Origin of the sequence: Pseudoalteromonas sp. SWN166 (assembly GCF_015864485.1) — a bacterium.
Classification (GTDB): domain Bacteria; phylum Pseudomonadota; class Gammaproteobacteria; order Enterobacterales; family Alteromonadaceae; genus Pseudoalteromonas.
Genome location: NZ_JADYXB010000006.1, coordinates 11,884 through 28,741, shown reverse-complemented (window position 1 = coordinate 28,741; position 16,858 = coordinate 11,884). Strand labels below are relative to the sequence as shown.

The following is a 16,858-nucleotide window of genomic DNA, read 5'->3' as shown; positions in this document are numbered from 1 at the left end:
TTTTAGTTCACTTATTTTATACTTATGAAGCGATCGCTTCAGAATTGAGTTAATTGTGAAGCGATCACTTTGTAATGTCAATAGGGCGAATTGACATTTTGAAGTGACTGCTTCAAAATAGAGTTAATTAATATTATTTTTAAGGGCCACAGAGTGAAAGCAGGACGAAAAAGAGCGTTTGATAAAGAAGTCGTTTTAGATAAAGCGATGCGGTTATTTTGGGCCAATGGGTTCTCGGGTACTTCTGTTGCTAATCTTTCTTCTGAACTTGGCATTAATACGTCGAGTTTGTACGGAACGTTTGTCAATAAAGAGCAATTGTTCAAAGATGCTTTGGCACATTATCAAAAACAATATGTAGAAGTTAACTACAGACACCTAGTAGAGCCCTCAGATGCAACATTAAAAGCGCGGTTACAAGCTTGTTTCTATGGACTTATTGAGCTATTCACCAGCGATGAAACGCCCCGTGGATGTTTGCTTGTAAAGAGTGTTAATGAATCAGATAGTGTTGCGTTTCCAGAAGATGCGGTTGTTTATATGAAGAAATTAGGAACAGAAACTCAGCAAACATTGACAGGTTTATTCGCGTCTGGCATTGCGAAGACGGATATGCCCCAAGGCCAAACAGCTCAAAAACTGACTAACTATCTTTTATCAGTAAGTTATGGGCTGGCTGTTCAAGCAAAAGTAGGTCTGGTTGAAGATGAATTAAAGTCAGTCCTTGATCATGCTTTGAATTCTATTTTTGGTTACTCTTAGTTCAATAATTTAGATTGTTGCATGCATTACAGAATCTATCTTTTAATTAGCCATAAAAAATCAGAATAGACACGATATTTATGAATAACACATTAAAATTTAAGCAATTTATCGTCGTTATGTTACTAACGAGTATTTGGATCCACGTTGCCGAGGTAGCAAGAGCTATTTTAGTCGCGTTTCCTATGATGGAGGCCTTCTATGCCGGAAAGTTAGTCGTTGGACCAATGGCTGTCAGTAATGCATTGATATGGGGAATATGGGACACGATACTGGCGAGTACCTTGGTATTTATTTACTGGTTGTGCGCTCAAAGCTTTGGTCAGAATGTAAAATCGATCGTTATATCAGCCACTGTTACTTGCATGGCAACGCTGGGTGTTTTTTGGATAGGGTCTGTAAACTCAGGATTAGGAACGTGGGAAATGGCAGTTACTTTGGTCCCAATCGCATGGTTTGAAATGCTTATTGGCGTATTTTTAGCCAGTAGGTTATATGCGCGTTATCGCTAAAATATAAAGCGAGCTCATATATTTATAAGTCCATATAATGGGCTCTATAGCCAATAGACTATACAAACGAAGATCGACAATATGAACTATAAAGAATTTAATGATTTCTGTCGCGCATTAGAAGCAACCTCATATGTGGTCCAATGGCATAACTCTCATGTATGGAAAGTCGGCGGAAAGGTTTTTGCTATCGGCGGATTGGGAGGAGGGTTGGGAGAAGGTGATAAACCAGCCTTTATTTTTAAAACATCTGAACTGAATTTTCATTTTCTCAGTGAAATACCTGGCTATAAGCCTGCACCGTATTTTGCTTCTCGTGGAATGAAATGGATACAACACTACGAAAGCAACGATGATACTGATAACGACTTATCATATTACCTTAAAGAGTCTTATCGGCTTGTTTCATTAGGCCTGACAAAGAAAAAACAAAAAGAGCTCGGTTTAAACCAAACCCCTTAAAATAGGTTTAGGTTTACACGTTGCACGGATACTCGTTAATTATCTCTTAGGAAAATATGATTAAAATTAAACACCCTCAAGAGCTAGCGCGTTTACGCCGCCTTGCCCTGTCAGCACAAGGTTTGCTACAAACACAAGCTTTTGGCAGTGGTTTGGCTGGTGCGTGTAATGCAATTAACCATATTGGTTACGTACAGATTGATGCTATTTCGGTGGTAGAGCGTGCTCATCATCATATTCTTAACTCTAGAGTACCTAATTTCAAACCCGCTATGACCAATCAGTTATTACTCAATAAAGACATTTTTGAGTACTGGTCTCACGCTGCCGCCTTTTTACCGATTAAAGATTTTCGCTTCTCATTACCTTACAAACACGCGATTAAAAATGGTCAAATTCATTGGCATAAAGAGCGTGATAGCAAGCTGATGCAAGAATTATTAACTCGCATACGTATCGACGGTCCGTTGCGATCTCGAGATTTAGAGTCAAATGCTACAAAGCGTGCAGGTTGGTGGGATTGGAAACCTGCGAAAAAGGCACTTGAACAGTTGTATATGGAAGGTGACCTGATGGTTAGTAACCGAGAAGGTTTCCAAAAAACGTATGATCTAACTGAACGGGTATTACCTTCTGAGGTAAACTTAAAAATGCCCAGTATGGATGAGTTGGCCACGCACATTGTCGATCAACAGTTCCGCTGCTTGGGGGTTACCTCACTTAAAGGCTTGACTTATTTACGTCGAGATAACGAATTGCGCAACGCAGTGAAAAACTTGGTAGATGAACGATTAGTGCAAAACATTTTACAACAAGTGCAAATGAGTAGCGGTGAAATATTGTTAGTGGAAACCGAGGCGATTGAACGGCCCCTTCCCCGTCTGAATAACCGAATGTTGATCCTTTCGCCATTCGATAATAGTGTCATTCAACGTGATCGGCTCAAGTTGCTTTTTCAATATAACTATCAACTAGAATGTTATGTTCCTGCAGTGAAACGACAGTATGGTTACTTTTGCTTACCGCTACTTTATCGCGGTGAATTTGTTGGTCGTATGGATTGTAAAGTGCATAGAAAAACATCTCATTTAGAGATTAAATCACTACATTTTGAGCAACATAACTTTGAGCAGCATAACTTTGATCAAGCGTCAGTCATTACTGCCTTTGTAGACGCCATTATACCATTTTGTAGTTTTCAGAAATGTGACTCCGTTTCTTTAATTGAAGTCTACCCGAAACCGTTAAATGAAAAGTTACAAAGTGCATTAAAATCTATTATTAACGTTAATATAGGTCCCATAATATGAGTGCGCTGTTTGTCCTTGTTGTAAATCAACGTCTATCAAGGTTATAAGTGCAGTAACACTTTGTTCGTTTGACTCATTTACACTTTTAATCAAGCAGTGATAATGGGGTCGCGTCTTGCCTTTTGCCACTTTCAGTTTATGGCACTTTCTGGCCACTCGACAACATAAACGCGGTAAGTCGTGTTGTTGCTAGTCAATTCATCATTTTTGTCGGATGACGTGGCTTCGCCACTTATCCGACCTACGTCAAAAGGTAGGTTGGTTAAGCCGAAGGCGCCACCCAACAGAGTTTCAGATTTACGCCTTGAAGGTTCGCTATTGGCACTCTCTATTCACTCGACAACATAAAATATTGATAATAATTGGCCAGGTGTTTTACTGTGTCGGATGGCGCTTCGCTTATCCGACCTACACTTGCACAAGCGGGTTATTCTTGGTTCACACACCTAACTCCTAAGCTATAAAACCTTTACTCAAAACTGATATTTTGCTTTAAAAAGTAATCTTCAATTTCATCAGTATTCGGCTTAAACGCTTTCCAGCGGCCAATTGCTTTATTGTTAAGTGGTTGGCGTACTTGCACCTTGCTTGCGGTAGAAACCGGTGCGGTGTTTAAGTGAAAATCTATACACTGTTCTTGCCATTCGAGGTTACAAAAGCTCACTAAGTCTTTTATTTGCTGCTCGGGCTGTGCGACTAACTCTTCGTATTTTACTAATTTTATATTGCTGTGCAGGGCGCTAAAGTGCTGCATTAGTTTGTAAAAACGGCTGTAAAATTTAGCGGTGTCGAGTAAATCGAGCGAGTACGCGTAGTAGGGGTTATTAATGGTGAATAACTGGCGATAGTTGCCAATACAGGTGTCCATTGGGTCGCGCAGCATACAAATTATTTTGGCGTTTGGCAGTGCTTTGGTTATTAAGTCGATATAAAAAAAGTTAAACGGGAGCTTATCAATAAAGTGTTTATGGCTGCCTGTTATTACGCGTGTTGCGTTTAAATAGGTTGACCCAAGCTGATTAAAATCAAGCTCGTAGGCTTTACTGAGCGTTTGAGTGTCGAGCACGTGAGGTGTTTGTGTTTGGCTGAGCTTTTTAACACTTAAGCCAAAGTCTTGTAATTCACCGGCTGACTGCACGTCGCTGTGGCTCGATATTATACGCTCAACCAATGTGGTGCCAGAGCGGGGCATGCCTAATACAAAAATAGGTTCGGCCGTTGGGTTACCTTGTACTCGCGCGTGTGTGTGCTGTTCACTTAAGCGTTTAATATGTTCAAATAATTTAATTGAGCTTTTATGATCAAACGGCTGCACAGCACGTTTTGCTACTTTACCTTGCTCTAACGCGTTAAAAGCCTGAGTAAACTCACCAAGATCTTGATACTCTTTTGCTAAAGCATGGCCAATATGTAGTTTTGCATTAGGGTGTGTTACTTGTTCAAACACGTTTTTTAAGCGTTCAATATGATTGTTTTGGGTACTTACTTTAGTTAAATCACTTAATGCAAAATGACTTTGATGATGCAGCGGATTAAGCGCTATGGCATGTTCGAACGCATGTTGGGCTTTATCAAATAATCCTAAAAACTTAGCGCTTACACCGTAGTTATAATAAAACTGCGGCTGGGCTTTGTTAGCTGCTGTAGCCAGTTTAATAGCGCATTCAAAATAGTTAAGTGCGTGTTCGTACAAGCCTGCTTGAGTAAGGGCTACGCCTAGGGTGTCGGCATCGAGCGGTTTTTGTATTTGTTGAATGGGTATAGTTAAGGCGGTGTTTTTTGCTTTTTTTAATTCGCCAGTTAGTGCGTAACACTTTGCAAGTTGCGCGGTGTATTCAATACTTTGGCCAAGGGTAAGAGCTTTTTCGATGAGCTTTATTGCTTTGTGTATTTGCCCAACAGTTAAATTAACCATAGCTAGCAAAAAATAGCCATCAGCAAAGTCGGGCTTTTGTGTAACTAACTCCACTAGGGCTTTGTGTGCTTGCTCTATTTTACCTTGGTTTAGGGAGTGTATTGCGTTTTGATGAAGTTGCTTTAAATTTGGCTGCATGGTTTTGGTAATTATTATTTTGTAAAAGAAAATAAAAAGGCTCAAATAAATTTGAGCCTTAAAACAGTATTTAAAAAGTGAGACTGTTTAAAAGTCGCTTAAATTATATTTCAAATTTGTAGTTAAATTTAACGCCTACCGTAAGCGGGCGATTAATGTAATGGCCGTAGTTACGTTGTATGTCGGCGCCATTAGCTGATGTTATGTCTTCATCTGAACGACGAACTGAGGTAACTGCGTATTTGTTGAATAGGTTATCAACATATAGGGTAGTTGACCATGCATCGGCTGTTAATTTAGCTGATATATTACTTAAGCTGTAACCTGGTAGTATTTCGCCGTTATCACGAAGCCCTACTCTTGAAAGCACGTCGCTTTGCGCGGTTAAACCGTAGTTAATATCAAGCGTTTTGTCGTTAAACACGTCTGTTTGATAGTTTACACCCATCGAAAATTGGTTTTCAGGTGAGCCCGGTAAACGGTCGCCGTCTTCTGCGCCGCCTGTGCCATCGGCGTTAAACAAAAATGGTGCGTCTGATGTTAGCTCTGCTTTTGTGTAGGCATAAGTTGCATAAACTGAAAACGAGTCAGATAAAATAGCGCGGGTTGAAATTTCAACCCCTTTTGCATTAGCGCTGCCTGCGTTTGAAATATATGTTAATTGGCCTATATCTGTAGCGCCCGTAATTTGTGCATCATCCCAATCTACGTTAAATAACGCGGCGTTAAAGTGTAGTTGGCTTCTAAACCACGTACTTTTAAAGCCTAGCTCGTAGTTTGTCGTGGTGTCGGCTTCATATAATAATTCGTCAGGTTTACCACAGCCTGTTTGTTGATCCTCAGGGATTGGATCTGGGCAAGACACTAAACCGTTTGAACCACCAATTCTAAAGCCTTCACTTACGGTTACATAACCCATTACAGAGTCAGTAAACTGGTATTTAGCATTAAATTTAAATAAGTTACCGTTATCGTCAGCTTCGTCTTTTTCGTATGCAACGGTGATGTCGTCAGGACCTGCGCCACTATATAATGTATTGGCTAATGGGAAGTCAAAAGCCGCTTGCGATTCTATATCGTACTTGTAAAAACGAGCACCAATAGTCACATCTAATTTGTCGGTAACTTGATAACCAACTTCACCAAATAGTGCAGACTCAGTGACGGTACTTTTTGTAAGCTCTAAGTATTCTAATGAGTCAGGTCTTAGCTGCGCGCCGCCAAACTCTTCGTTATCGACAGCAAATTGATCAAACCCAGGCGTAAACTCTCGGCTTGACGCTTCGGTTTCTGTTTTGTTGTAAAAGCCACCCACAATCCAGTTAAAGTCGCTGTCGCCTTGCGACACTAAGCGAATTTCTTGAGTGAAGGTATCTTCTTCGTCAATTTCACGGGTAAACGTTGAAAACGAAGGAAACTCTTCATAACCGTAATCAAGACGAATAAGTAAGTCTGTTTGGTCGCGTTGGCCGTCGGCATCAAAGCTCGAAATACCGGTTGCTGATACGAGCTCTGCAAAACCTAGGTCGGCTTTTAGTTCAAGGCTTAGTAATTGGTCTTTTTTCTCGCGAGGCTCTTCAAAGCGATAAGCCGATTCGTATTTACCTATTACGTCGCTTAAGCCGTTGTTTGCATTAAGGCTGTTGTAATGAACAATCGAGCGACCTTCGCTGTCTTGGTTTTGGTAAAAGTAGTTAAGCGTACCTTCAAACGATTCATTTGGTTTAAAGCGAACAGAAATACGACCAGTAGTGGTGGTTTCGCCGTTGGCGTCTTTTACATTTTTAAGGTTGTTATTAACTGCTGAGCTATCGCTCCAATCTGGATCTGGCAACGATACGCCTGGCTCGCGTACTACGTAACCGTAATCGATAAAACCTGGATCTTCATATACGTTTAAGCTGGCGCGTACTGCTAATTTATCTTCGATAATAGGAAGGTTAAATATAAAACCGCCTTCGCCACCTAAAGAGTCACTTTCTTTTGTTTGAAATAGGTCGCCGTATACTTCAAGCGATGTAAAATCAAGCTCAGGCTGTTTAAGCATGTAGCGAATTGCACCGCCTAATGTGCCTGCACCATAAAGGGTGCCTTGTGGCCCAATTAATACTTCAACACGCTCAATATCTACTAGGCGCATATCTACCGAAACAGGAATTTCGTTAATGTAAGTAGATACTGTGCCGCCATCTGATGATGGACCAGATGAATTAGTATTTAAACCACGAACAATAATAGGCGAGCCTGAGCGGCCACCTTGATCAGTAATTGTTAAACCAGGTACCCAGCGTGCTACATCCGCAAGCTCATTGATATTTTGATCTTTCATAATATCTGCATCAAGGGCTGTAATATTTAGCGGTGCATTTTGCACAGAGCCGCTGCGCCTTGTTGCTGTAACTTCGATTACTTCGAGTGATTTGTTTTTAGCTGCAACTTCTTCTTGAGCAAGTGCGGCATTAGGCAATAAAAATACGCTAGAAACAGCGCTCGAAATAGCCAAGGTTAACAAGCTTGGTTTAAACATAAAAAGTGATCCCCAGTTCAAATGTTTTACATTAGTAAATTAAGTTAAGCAGTTTATCAGGGAGTGAAGTAGCTTGGAATATCTAAATTGAATTTTAATTCACTTTTGTAGAATAAATATGGTTTGTATGTGGGGTTTTTATTTAGTTAATAGGCAATATAAGCAATAGCTTAGTGCTATTAGGTACAGTTAGGTTAAAAATCACACCCTTGTTTAAAGGTAAATAGTCATTCATTTTTTAAAGATGGCTTTATGACGCGCTCGTTAAACAAATTATTACATTAAAATTGATAGTTTATAATGTCATTAGTTATGCTTTTATCAGCACTATTAAAGTGTGTTTTTATCCCCATTAAGAGTGGTAGTCGTATTTATAAGTAACTGTGTAAGTTATTGAGTGAGCGTGTTTGATTGCCGCTTCGTATACTCTTTTTTGTTTTGTCCGCACTTTTTTGTGCGTGTTTTTAAGGATTAACAATGAGCCAACTATTTTCGCCTTTATCACTTGGGCAAGTAACGTTAGATAACCGTATTATTATTGCACCCATGTGCCAGTACTCAGCAAACAATGGCGCTGCTAGCGATTGGCACACTATTCATTTGGGCCAATTGAGTTTGAGTGGTGCAGGATTGCTAATTTTAGAAGCAACAGCAGTAAACCCAGAAGGGCGTATTAGCTACGGCGATTTAGGGCTTTGGAATAACGAAACCCAGCAAGCCCTGGGCAAAAGCCTAAAAGCAGTAAGACAATATAGCCCTATGCCTATTGGTATTCAGTTGGCGCATGCTGGGCGCAAAGCATCAACTGAAAAACCATGGGACGGTGGCGATGCTATTGCACCTGATGACGTTAATGGCTGGCAAACGCTTGCACCTTCGGCAGTTGCGTACGACGATAGCAGCCCAGTGCCAAAAGCAATGAGCCAATCTGACATAGATTCACTAATTAAAGATTTTGTAAGTGCAGCTAAACGCGCTGATGAACTCGGCCTTGATTTAATCGAGCTACATGGTGCGCACGGTTACCTGTTACACCAGTTTTTGTCGCCACTTTCAAACAAGCGCGATGACAACTACGGTGGTAGCCTAGAAAACAGAATGCGTTTATTGCTTGATGTGTTTAAAGCGGTAAGAGCGGTATTTCCTAGTGAAAAAGCGGTAGGTGTGCGTATTTCGGCAACTGATTGGGTTGAAGGCGGCTGGGATTTAGATCAATCGATAGTGCTTAGTAAAGCGCTTGATGAACTCGGCTGTGACTTTATTCATGTAAGTACTGCGGGTTTAAGTCCTGAGCAACAAATACCAGTAAAACCTAATTTTCAGGTACCGTTTGCAACAGCTATTAAAGAAGCTGTGAATATGCCTGTTATAGCGGTGGGTTTAATTACTGAGGCGCAACAAGCCGAGGATATTATTAGTGAGCAGCAAGCCGATGGTGTAGCGCTGGCGCGTGGCATTTTATATAATCCGCATTGGCCGTGGCATGCAGCTGCAGAGCTTGGCGCTACAGTAACTGCACCTAAACAGTATTTACGCTCAAGCCCACATGGGCAGCCATCACCAATAAAGTAAATTATAGCTATTAAGCAAAACCCAACCCGCGTTTGCTGGTTGGGTTTTATTATTTTTGTAAAGTAGGACACACATGACTCAAACAGGCGTTTCAGCGCAACCACTTAGCAATACACTCGTCACTATTATTGCTTTGTGTTGCGGCCTTATTGTTGCCAATATTTACTACGCTCAACCTATCATTGAGTTACTAGCACCAGAGGTGGGATTAAGCTCGCATAGTGCCAGCCTTATCGTATCGCTTACACAAATAGGTTATGCCTTAGGTTTGTTTTTTTTAGTGCCTTTAGCTGACTTAATAGAAAACAAACGCTTAATGCTTATAACGCTCGCTGTGTCGTTTTTGAGTTTAATAGGTACAGCACTGGCTGATTCACCTAATGTAATGCTTATTTTATGTTTAATGATAGGTATGAGCTCGGTTTCTGTTCAGGTGCTTATTCCGCTTGCTGCGCATTTATCGTCTGACGAGAAGCGCGGACAGGTTCTTGGCAATATTATGGCGGGTCTCCTGCTAGGTATTTTGCTGGCAAGACCTATATCGAGTTTAATAGCCGATCACTTTGGTTGGCGTGCTGTATTTTACTTTGCAGCAGGGTGTATGGTGTTTATTGCAGGCGTAATTTATTTTGCTATTCCAAGCAGGCAACCTACCCATAAAACAACGTATTTTAAGTTATTAAAATCGCTTAAACAGTTAATGATTAGCCAACCAGTGCTGCGCCAACGTTCACTTTTTCAAGCATTAATGTTTGCATCGTTCAGTTTATTTTGGACGAGCGTACCTGTTGTGCTTGCCCGTGAGTATGGTTTATCGCAATCAGAAATAGCACTGTTTGCACTTGTCGGTGCGGCAGGTGCTATAGCAGCCCCTATTGTTGGGCGTTTGGCCGACAAAGGCTATACACATCAGGTCTCTTTACTTGCAAAAGTTATAGCAGCTGGTTGCTTTTTACCCAGTTTGTTTGATTTACCTTACGGGATAGTAATTTTAGCGTTAACGGGTGTGTTTATTGATTTTGCTGTGCAAGCCAATATGGTACTTGGGCAACGCGCAGTTTACGCACTAGAGCCACAAAGCCGAGCACGTTTAAACGCTATTTACATGACCAGTATATTTGTAGGTGGTGCAGTGGGGTCGCTTATTGCCAGCCCGTTATATGAAGCAGGTGGTTGGACAGGTATTGCCCTGGTTGCTACGGGTATGCCGCTTATTTCGTTGATTGGGTATTTGGTTACAACTAACAAGCAAAGTAAGGCGGTAAGCTAATTACGTTGCTACAAAAAAGCCACTGCTTACGCGGTGGCTTTATTTTTTAGAATTAGTCGATTACAGTTTTTATTTAAGCAACCTGTTTTTTTGCGTTTGAAAACGAGCTACCAACAGATGCAACTATCACAAGTAAAATAGCTAGCCACTGCCATAAAGTAAGTAACTCACTTAAAATAATAAACCCTGCGAGCGAAGCTATTGCAGGCTCTAAACTCATCATTACGCTAAACCCTTGTGAAGGCATGTTACGCAGTGCAACCATTTCAAGTGTGTAAGGCAGTGCGCTTGATAAAATAGCAATACCAATACCCAGTGGGATAATTTCCCACGTAAACGCGGCGCTTTGCATAATGCCGCCGTATGGTACTAGCACTATAGCGGCAACGGTCATACCCAATGCGACAGTTGCTCCACCAGAGCTTTGTGTGCCCGTTTTTTTACCAAATAATATATAACCTGCCCAACATGCACCGGCACCAAGCGCAAGCGCTACACCCAATGGATCAAGGCTGTCTTGGCCGCTCATATCAGGAAGCAGAATCAAAATACCGGCAATAGCACAGGCAACCCAAAATAAGTCACGTTTGCGGCGTGATGAAAATAAGGCAACAGCAAGCGGGCCTGTAAATTCAAGCGCTACACCAATGCCTAGTGGAATGCGTTCAATGGCGTAATAAAAAAAAATGTTCATGCCGCCTAAACTTAAACCATACACAATTATAGGAATACGATTACCAGAAGTAGGTAAGTGTTTCCAAGGTTTAAACACTAAGCAAAGTATAAAGGCAGAAAAACCAAGCCTAAGGGCAGTTGTACCTTCAGGACCAACAATAGGAAAAAGCTGTTTTGCAAATGACGCGCCCGTTTGAATGGTCATCATAGCAAGCAGTACACACACTATAGCCAGTAAATAACTTTTTGAAGATGCTTGCATTTTAATCCTTGAGTTGAGTAACTCTATCAATTAGTTATGTAATGCAGGGAGTATAAAAGCTAAACCCGCCCGATATTAATGGCGGCATAGTATCTTTTTTTAAATTTATAGGTAAGTGTTTGCGACCAAAAATAGCGCAATTAAAAGTATATTAAATAGGGCGGGTAAATAAAGTAAGAGGTAAAGTTAGCAAACAGGCGTTTGCTAACTTTAATCAGTTGGTTAAAATGCCTTAGTGGGCACTTTTATTAACTAAGCCATCAAGCGAGTAGAGGCCTCGTTTTTCATCATTTTTGCGTTTAATTTCTTCAAGTGCGCGCGATTCTACGGCATCAAATAAAGCATTAATTAAGCGGTTAAAATGTTTGTGCATTGCGGTGCGCGCTGCATTTGCATCATGCGACTTTAGGGCTGTATAAATAGCGGTGTGTTCGTCCATAACGCACTCGTTATTGTTTTTACACACACTGCCATAGTCAGCAACAATTTGTGGGTTTGTTAAACGTAAATCCCACAAGTTAGACACTGCAAATTCAAGTGCTTTATTGCGCGTTGCTCTAGCTATAATTTCGTGGAACTCACGGTCGGCTTGCTCAACATAAAGGCCTTTTTCCATGGCAATTAATGTTTTATTTAGTTGCTCTAGTTCTTCTTCTGTAATGCTTTGAGCAGCTAAAGCGGCAATTTCGCCTTCAATTAATGCGCGAGCTTGAGTAAGTTCAAATGCACTGATCTCTTTTGATTTTATAGATGCATTTTTTTGTTCTACTACGTAAACACCAGAGCCGGTTTTAACTTCAACTCGGCCACGTACTTCTAATGCGATAATAGCTTCTCTAATGGTAGGGCGACTTACATCAAACATTTCTGCAAGTTCACGTTCAGGTGGTAAACGACTCCCAGCAGAAAATTCGCCTTGATTTATTAAAGACTCAATTTTATCAACTATGCGCCAAAATAAGCGACGATTACCCATACTTTACCTTCATTACCTTAAGGAATAATGGCCTCTGGGGCCTAAAAGTCAAAACCAACTGTTAATACCAGAGGTTACCTCAAAATTCACTATTATGTCAAAATTCTAACGCGATGTTATGGTTAAAAACCACTATACACCAATGGTTGTATTGTTGTATTACCAATTTAGTTTAAAATAATGCAATTGGCTAGCTTGATTGGTAATGTTTTTATGCGTTAGGTTAGTTTTAAGGTTATTGAATAATAAATATAGGTAATAAACCGATTTTGGGTTGTTAGTGTTAAGTTTGTTGTAGAAGTATTTGATTGCCCATGGATGGGGATCGCTATTTTTAAATGTGTTTGTAAAGTGTGTTTTGTAAAATGTGTCGTTGTACGAGAGCTATTTAAGCTTTCTTCTGGGCGTTAACTGTCGTTGGTTAACGCCCATATTTTATTTAGTTAGTCGTTAGGGTACACAACCCCAAGCTGTTTGCGAGCTTCATCAAGTACGCTCATTACGTTACTGGCTAAAATATGTGTATTAACGGGTGACTCAAGAATATTTTGCTTCACTAACGCCATAAAATGTTCAACTTCGTATTTCATAAAGTGCTCATCAAACGGCTGGGATATAACCTCTACCTCACCATTATTAGCAATAAACTCCACCTTTTTGAGTTGCGATACGGCTTCTATTCGTATGCGTCCAAGCTCGCCTTGTATTTCGGTTATGTTGTCGCCTTGCGATATTTTAGAGTAGCTAATAACGGCTTGTTTATCAGCGTAGTTTAGTAATACATCGCCCGCACCATCTACACCTGTATCAAGTAATACGCCACTGGCACTTACGCTTTGCGGCGCTCCCCAAAGTGCAATTAATAAATACAGTGGGTAAATCCCTAAATCAACTAAAGCACCATTAGCAAACTCGGGTAAAAACGTATTTGGACGCTCGCCATTTTTATATTTATCGTAACGCGATGAATATTGACTGTACTGGCCAATATATTTACGTGGTGTGCCAATTTTTACCATTGCCTGTTGCAGCCGTGCAAAGTTAGGTAAGTGAGTGGTCATCATGGCTTCCATGTAAAGGCGCTGATGTTTTTTTGCTGTAGCTATAATGCTTGCAAGCTCTTTAGAATTGGCTGCTGATGGTTTTTCGCCAAGGACATGTTTACCCGCTTCTAGGCACATAACGGCATATTGTTTGTGTAAGCTGTTAGGGGCGGCTATGTAGACAGCATCAACATTTTGATCTTGGCATACTTGCTCGATTGAGGTGAAAATTTTTGCTTGTGCATTTTGTGGGTGTTTGGCTAAAAATGCTTCGCCGCTTGATACTGCGCGCGAGCACACACCATATAAATTAAAATCGTTTAACGTATTTGCAGCGGCTAACAGTGTGTCGCTAATAAAATTGGTGCCAACAATAACAAAGTTCATGCTCACTCCTTAGCTTAAATAAAAAATAATAAGAGCGTTTAGTTTAACATTTTTTTAGTTCTATATGCTTTAGGGCGTGTTGACCTTTGGTGGTTGAATTTACAGCAGTATGTTTGGTTTTTAGGCAAGGCAGAGCCTATGTAGTGTGGTTATTCCCCATAAATAGGCGATAACGCAGCATAAAGGCCAAACATGCGCTGCCCTATGGGTTCTTTCTAGGGACGATTGACTCTTTGTTGCTCGATTTTTACTTAGCCCACTAGGTTACAAACCTCGCGCCGCGATTAAATCGCCCCTAGATTGAACAAATTTCAATCCACAAAGTTCGACACGCCCTAGGAGAACACCCAAACCAGCGTTTAACATTAACACTTAGCGTTGCTTGCTCCTGATACCCTAAAAGCTCAGATATGGTTGAGATTGTAAATTGGTTTTGCGCTAAATAGTGTGCAGCTAAAGCGCGACGAGTGGCATCTTTAAGTTTTACAAAACTCGTATTATGTTTGATAAGTTCTCGATGCAGAGTACGCGGGTGCATACCCAGCGCAGCTGAAATAGTTTGGTTACTACATTGATAAATAGGAAGCATAGGCCTAATTAGTGCACTAACTTGGTTGGGCAATGGTTGTGTGTGTTCTTTGTTTTTTGCCAAGAAGCTTAGCGCCGCTTGTACTTTATTTAGTTCAGGGTGATCAAGCTCAAGAGTTAAATCACTTTTTGAGATTACAATACCAGCGCTGTTGCGATGCTCTATAACGTTACAACCAAAGTAAGTGTTATAGGCACGAGTATTAGTACTTAATTTTTTTGGCAAAAATATATTAATTGGTTTGCAGCGGTTATTACTCAGCTTTTTAATAACAGCCAATGCTAAACCAATGGTTAGCTCAATCACTTGGTTGATGTTCGGTAATGGTTTTAAATTAATTTCGAATGATAAAAACAAGCTTTTATCATTCTCTAAAGGGTGCGAGTTTAAGCTAAGTGCAGGGCTGTGCAAGTGAAGGTATTTAATAACCCAATTAAGTGCATCACCTAAATTAGTACTACTTTTGGCAGCTATTGCAATATGTCCTAAAATATCAAAATTTTGTCTACTAGCGAGCTTAAGGCCAAAACTAGAGCAATTGAACTTACAAGCACAGTATTCTAAAAGCTCAGCGTAATCTCGATAAGGTAAATATTGGTTGTCGAGATTTTTAAAGTCAACGTTACTAATATTACAGTTTTGCATTATTTCATGCGGATCGCCGCCAAATTCGCTAATTAGGGTATCTATACCTTGTAATGACGTGGCTCTGATTAGGCTGCTCATGGTTAACCTCAAATAAACGATGTCTAAAAATATCAAGTTTTGTTGAATTTTTCTATGCACTATTACTGCAAAAGCCGTTTAAAACTTTTATTAAGGTACACCATGAACAATACAACATTTGATTACATTGTGATTGGCGCAGGTAGTGGCGGCTGCGTTATGGCATCGCGATTGTCTGAGGATAAAAATGTAAGTGTGTGCTTAATTGAAGCTGGCGGCAGTGATAACAGTGTATTTGTGCAAATGCCAGCAGGCATAGCAGCGAGTGTGCCTTATGGCATAAATAGCTGGCATTACAATACGGTGCCACAAAAAGAGCTTAATAACCGATGCGGTTTTGTGCCGCGTGGCAAAGTATTGGGTGGCTCAAGCTCGACTAATGCAATGGTTTACATAAGAGGTAATAAGTACGATTACGACCAATGGGCGGCTAATGGCAACACGGGATGGGATTTTGATAGTTTACTTCCGTACTTTATTAAAGCTGAGAACAATAAAGCGTTTATAAATAATGAGCTGCACGGGACAAAGGGTCTGCTACATGTACAAGAGCTAAGTAACCCAAGCGATGTAAACCAGTATTTTTTAAATGCCTGTGCTGAGCAGGGCGTTAACTTAAGCGACAATATAAATGGTAAAGAGCAAAGCGGCGCACGTCTATCGCAGGTAACTCAACACAATGGCGAGCGTTGTAGTGCAGCAAAAGCATATTTAACACCGCATTTAAACCGCCCAAATTTAACGGTATTAACCCATAGCCACGTTAATAAAATAAATATAACCAAAAAGATAGCGCAAGGCGTGCAAATAGAGCGTAATAAAGAGGTTATTAATTTACGTGCTAAAAAAGAGGTAATACTTAGTGCTGGCGCTATTAATTCGCCGCAAATATTAATGCTTTCAGGTATTGGCCCTAAAGAGCAGTTAAGTGCACATAACATTAAGGTTAAGCACGTACTTGAAGGTGTTGGCGCTAATTTACAAGATCATTTAACGGTAGTGCCACTTTATAAATCAAAAACAAGTAAGGGAACATTTGGTATAAGCCCGTTAGGCATTGCCAGCATTATAAAAGGCTGTGTTAATTGGTTTAGTAAACGAGAAGGGCGATTAACCAGTAACTTTGCAGAGTCGCACGCGTTTATTAAATTATTTGAAGGCTCGCCAGCGCCCGATGTGCAGCTAGAGTTTGTAATTGGGCTGGTGGACGATCATAGTCGTAAATTACACACTGGGCATGGTTACAGTATACACAGCAGTATTATGCGCCCCAAAAGCCGAGGTACTATTACATTAGCCGATAACAACCCGCGTAGTGCTCCACTTATTGACCCTAATTACTTAAGCCATCCAGATGATTTAACTGTAATGCTTGCAGGCCTTAGAAAAACACTCACTATTATGCAAAGCAAAGCTTTTGATAACATACGCGGTAAAATGGTCTACCCGCTTGATATAAATAATGATGATCAGCTAATTGAGTTTATACGCCAAACTGCAGATACCGAATATCACCCAGTCGGGACATGTAAAATGGGTCAGGACTCAATGGCAGTGGTGGATACTAATTTGCGAGTACACGGGGTAAGTAACTTACGCGTAGTCGATGCGTCGATTATGCCTACCATTATTACCGGCAACACAAATGCACCGGTAATTGCGATTGCTGAAAAAGCAGCTGATTTAATTAAACACGAAAAGGTGTAATTAAATAAACTGTAGTAGGGCTATT

13 protein-coding genes are annotated in these 16,858 nt (G+C 40.5%); 7 read left to right on the top strand and 6 right to left on the bottom strand.

What is annotated here, in order from left to right; all coding sequences use genetic code 11:
- Window positions 1-153: 153 nt before the first annotated feature.
- The 4 genes from I6F49_RS05110 to I6F49_RS05095 all read left to right on the top strand — a co-directional run bounded on the left by I6F49_RS05110 (window position 154) and on the right by I6F49_RS05095 (window position 3,046).
- Entirely contained in the window at window positions 154-762 is a 609-nt protein-coding gene (locus I6F49_RS05110) for a TetR/AcrR family transcriptional regulator (protein WP_165728948.1), read from the top strand.
- A 119-nt stretch (window positions 763-881) separates the two neighbouring features.
- Complete coding sequence (locus tag I6F49_RS05105) at window positions 882-1,274, top strand: hypothetical protein (protein WP_197178873.1); 393 nt, start codon at window positions 882-884, stop codon at window positions 1,272-1,274.
- 81 nt (window positions 1,275-1,355) lie between these two features.
- Entirely contained in the window at window positions 1,356-1,736 is a 381-nt protein-coding gene (locus I6F49_RS05100; RefSeq protein ID WP_165728946.1) for an MmcQ/YjbR family DNA-binding protein, read from the top strand.
- Between the two features lie 56 nt (window positions 1,737-1,792).
- Entirely contained in the window at window positions 1,793-3,046 is a 1,254-nt protein-coding gene (locus I6F49_RS05095; RefSeq protein ID WP_197142318.1) for a winged helix-turn-helix domain-containing protein, read from the top strand.
- 469 nt (window positions 3,047-3,515) lie between these two features.
- Here the strand turns inward: I6F49_RS05095 and I6F49_RS05090 are convergent, their stop codons facing one another.
- The gene (locus I6F49_RS05090) at window positions 3,516-5,099 is read right to left on the bottom strand and encodes a tetratricopeptide repeat-containing sulfotransferase family protein (protein WP_197178871.1); all 1,584 of its coding nucleotides are present in this window, start codon (window positions 5,097-5,099) and stop codon (window positions 3,516-3,518) included.
- 103 nt (window positions 5,100-5,202) lie between these two features.
- Window positions 5,203-7,626 carry a TonB-dependent receptor gene (locus I6F49_RS05085; protein WP_197178869.1) on the bottom strand — a complete coding sequence of 808 codons (2,424 nt, stop codon included), beginning with the start codon at window positions 7,624-7,626 and terminating at the stop codon, window positions 5,203-5,205.
- Between the two features lie 477 nt (window positions 7,627-8,103).
- On the opposite strand from I6F49_RS05085, the gene I6F49_RS05080 reads away from it, so the two are divergent.
- Window positions 8,104-9,198: an NADH:flavin oxidoreductase/NADH oxidase gene (locus I6F49_RS05080; RefSeq protein WP_166421440.1), complete on the top strand. Its 1,095-nt coding sequence runs from the start codon at window positions 8,104-8,106 to the stop codon at window positions 9,196-9,198.
- Between the two features lie 73 nt (window positions 9,199-9,271).
- Window positions 9,272-10,468 carry an MFS transporter gene (locus I6F49_RS05075; protein ID WP_197178868.1) on the top strand — a complete coding sequence of 399 codons (1,197 nt, stop codon included), beginning with the start codon at window positions 9,272-9,274 and terminating at the stop codon, window positions 10,466-10,468.
- A gap of 73 nt (window positions 10,469-10,541) precedes the next feature.
- Here the strand turns inward: I6F49_RS05075 and I6F49_RS05070 are convergent, their stop codons facing one another.
- The 4 genes from I6F49_RS05070 to I6F49_RS05055 form a co-directional block, all read right to left on the bottom strand.
- A complete protein-coding gene (locus tag I6F49_RS05070) occupies window positions 10,542-11,405 on the bottom strand; it encodes an EamA family transporter (RefSeq protein WP_197178866.1) in 864 nt (287 codons plus the stop codon).
- Window positions 11,406-11,637: 232 nt separating this feature from the next.
- Window positions 11,638-12,381: a FadR/GntR family transcriptional regulator gene (locus tag I6F49_RS05065; RefSeq protein ID WP_024591884.1), complete on the bottom strand. Its 744-nt coding sequence runs from the start codon at window positions 12,379-12,381 to the stop codon at window positions 11,638-11,640.
- Window positions 12,382-12,824: 443 nt separating this feature from the next.
- Window positions 12,825-13,811, bottom strand: a complete 987-nt coding sequence (locus tag I6F49_RS05060; protein WP_165725025.1) for a Gfo/Idh/MocA family protein — start codon at window positions 13,809-13,811, stop codon at window positions 12,825-12,827.
- A gap of 295 nt (window positions 13,812-14,106) precedes the next feature.
- Window positions 14,107-15,126, bottom strand: coding sequence for an AraC family transcriptional regulator (locus tag I6F49_RS05055; protein ID WP_197178864.1), 1,020 nt, complete (start codon window positions 15,124-15,126; stop codon window positions 14,107-14,109).
- Between the two features lie 102 nt (window positions 15,127-15,228).
- On the opposite strand from I6F49_RS05055, the gene I6F49_RS05050 reads away from it, so the two are divergent.
- Complete coding sequence (locus I6F49_RS05050; protein ID WP_197119663.1) at window positions 15,229-16,833, top strand: GMC family oxidoreductase; 1,605 nt, start codon at window positions 15,229-15,231, stop codon at window positions 16,831-16,833.
- The last annotated feature ends 25 nt before the right edge of the window (window positions 16,834-16,858 follow it).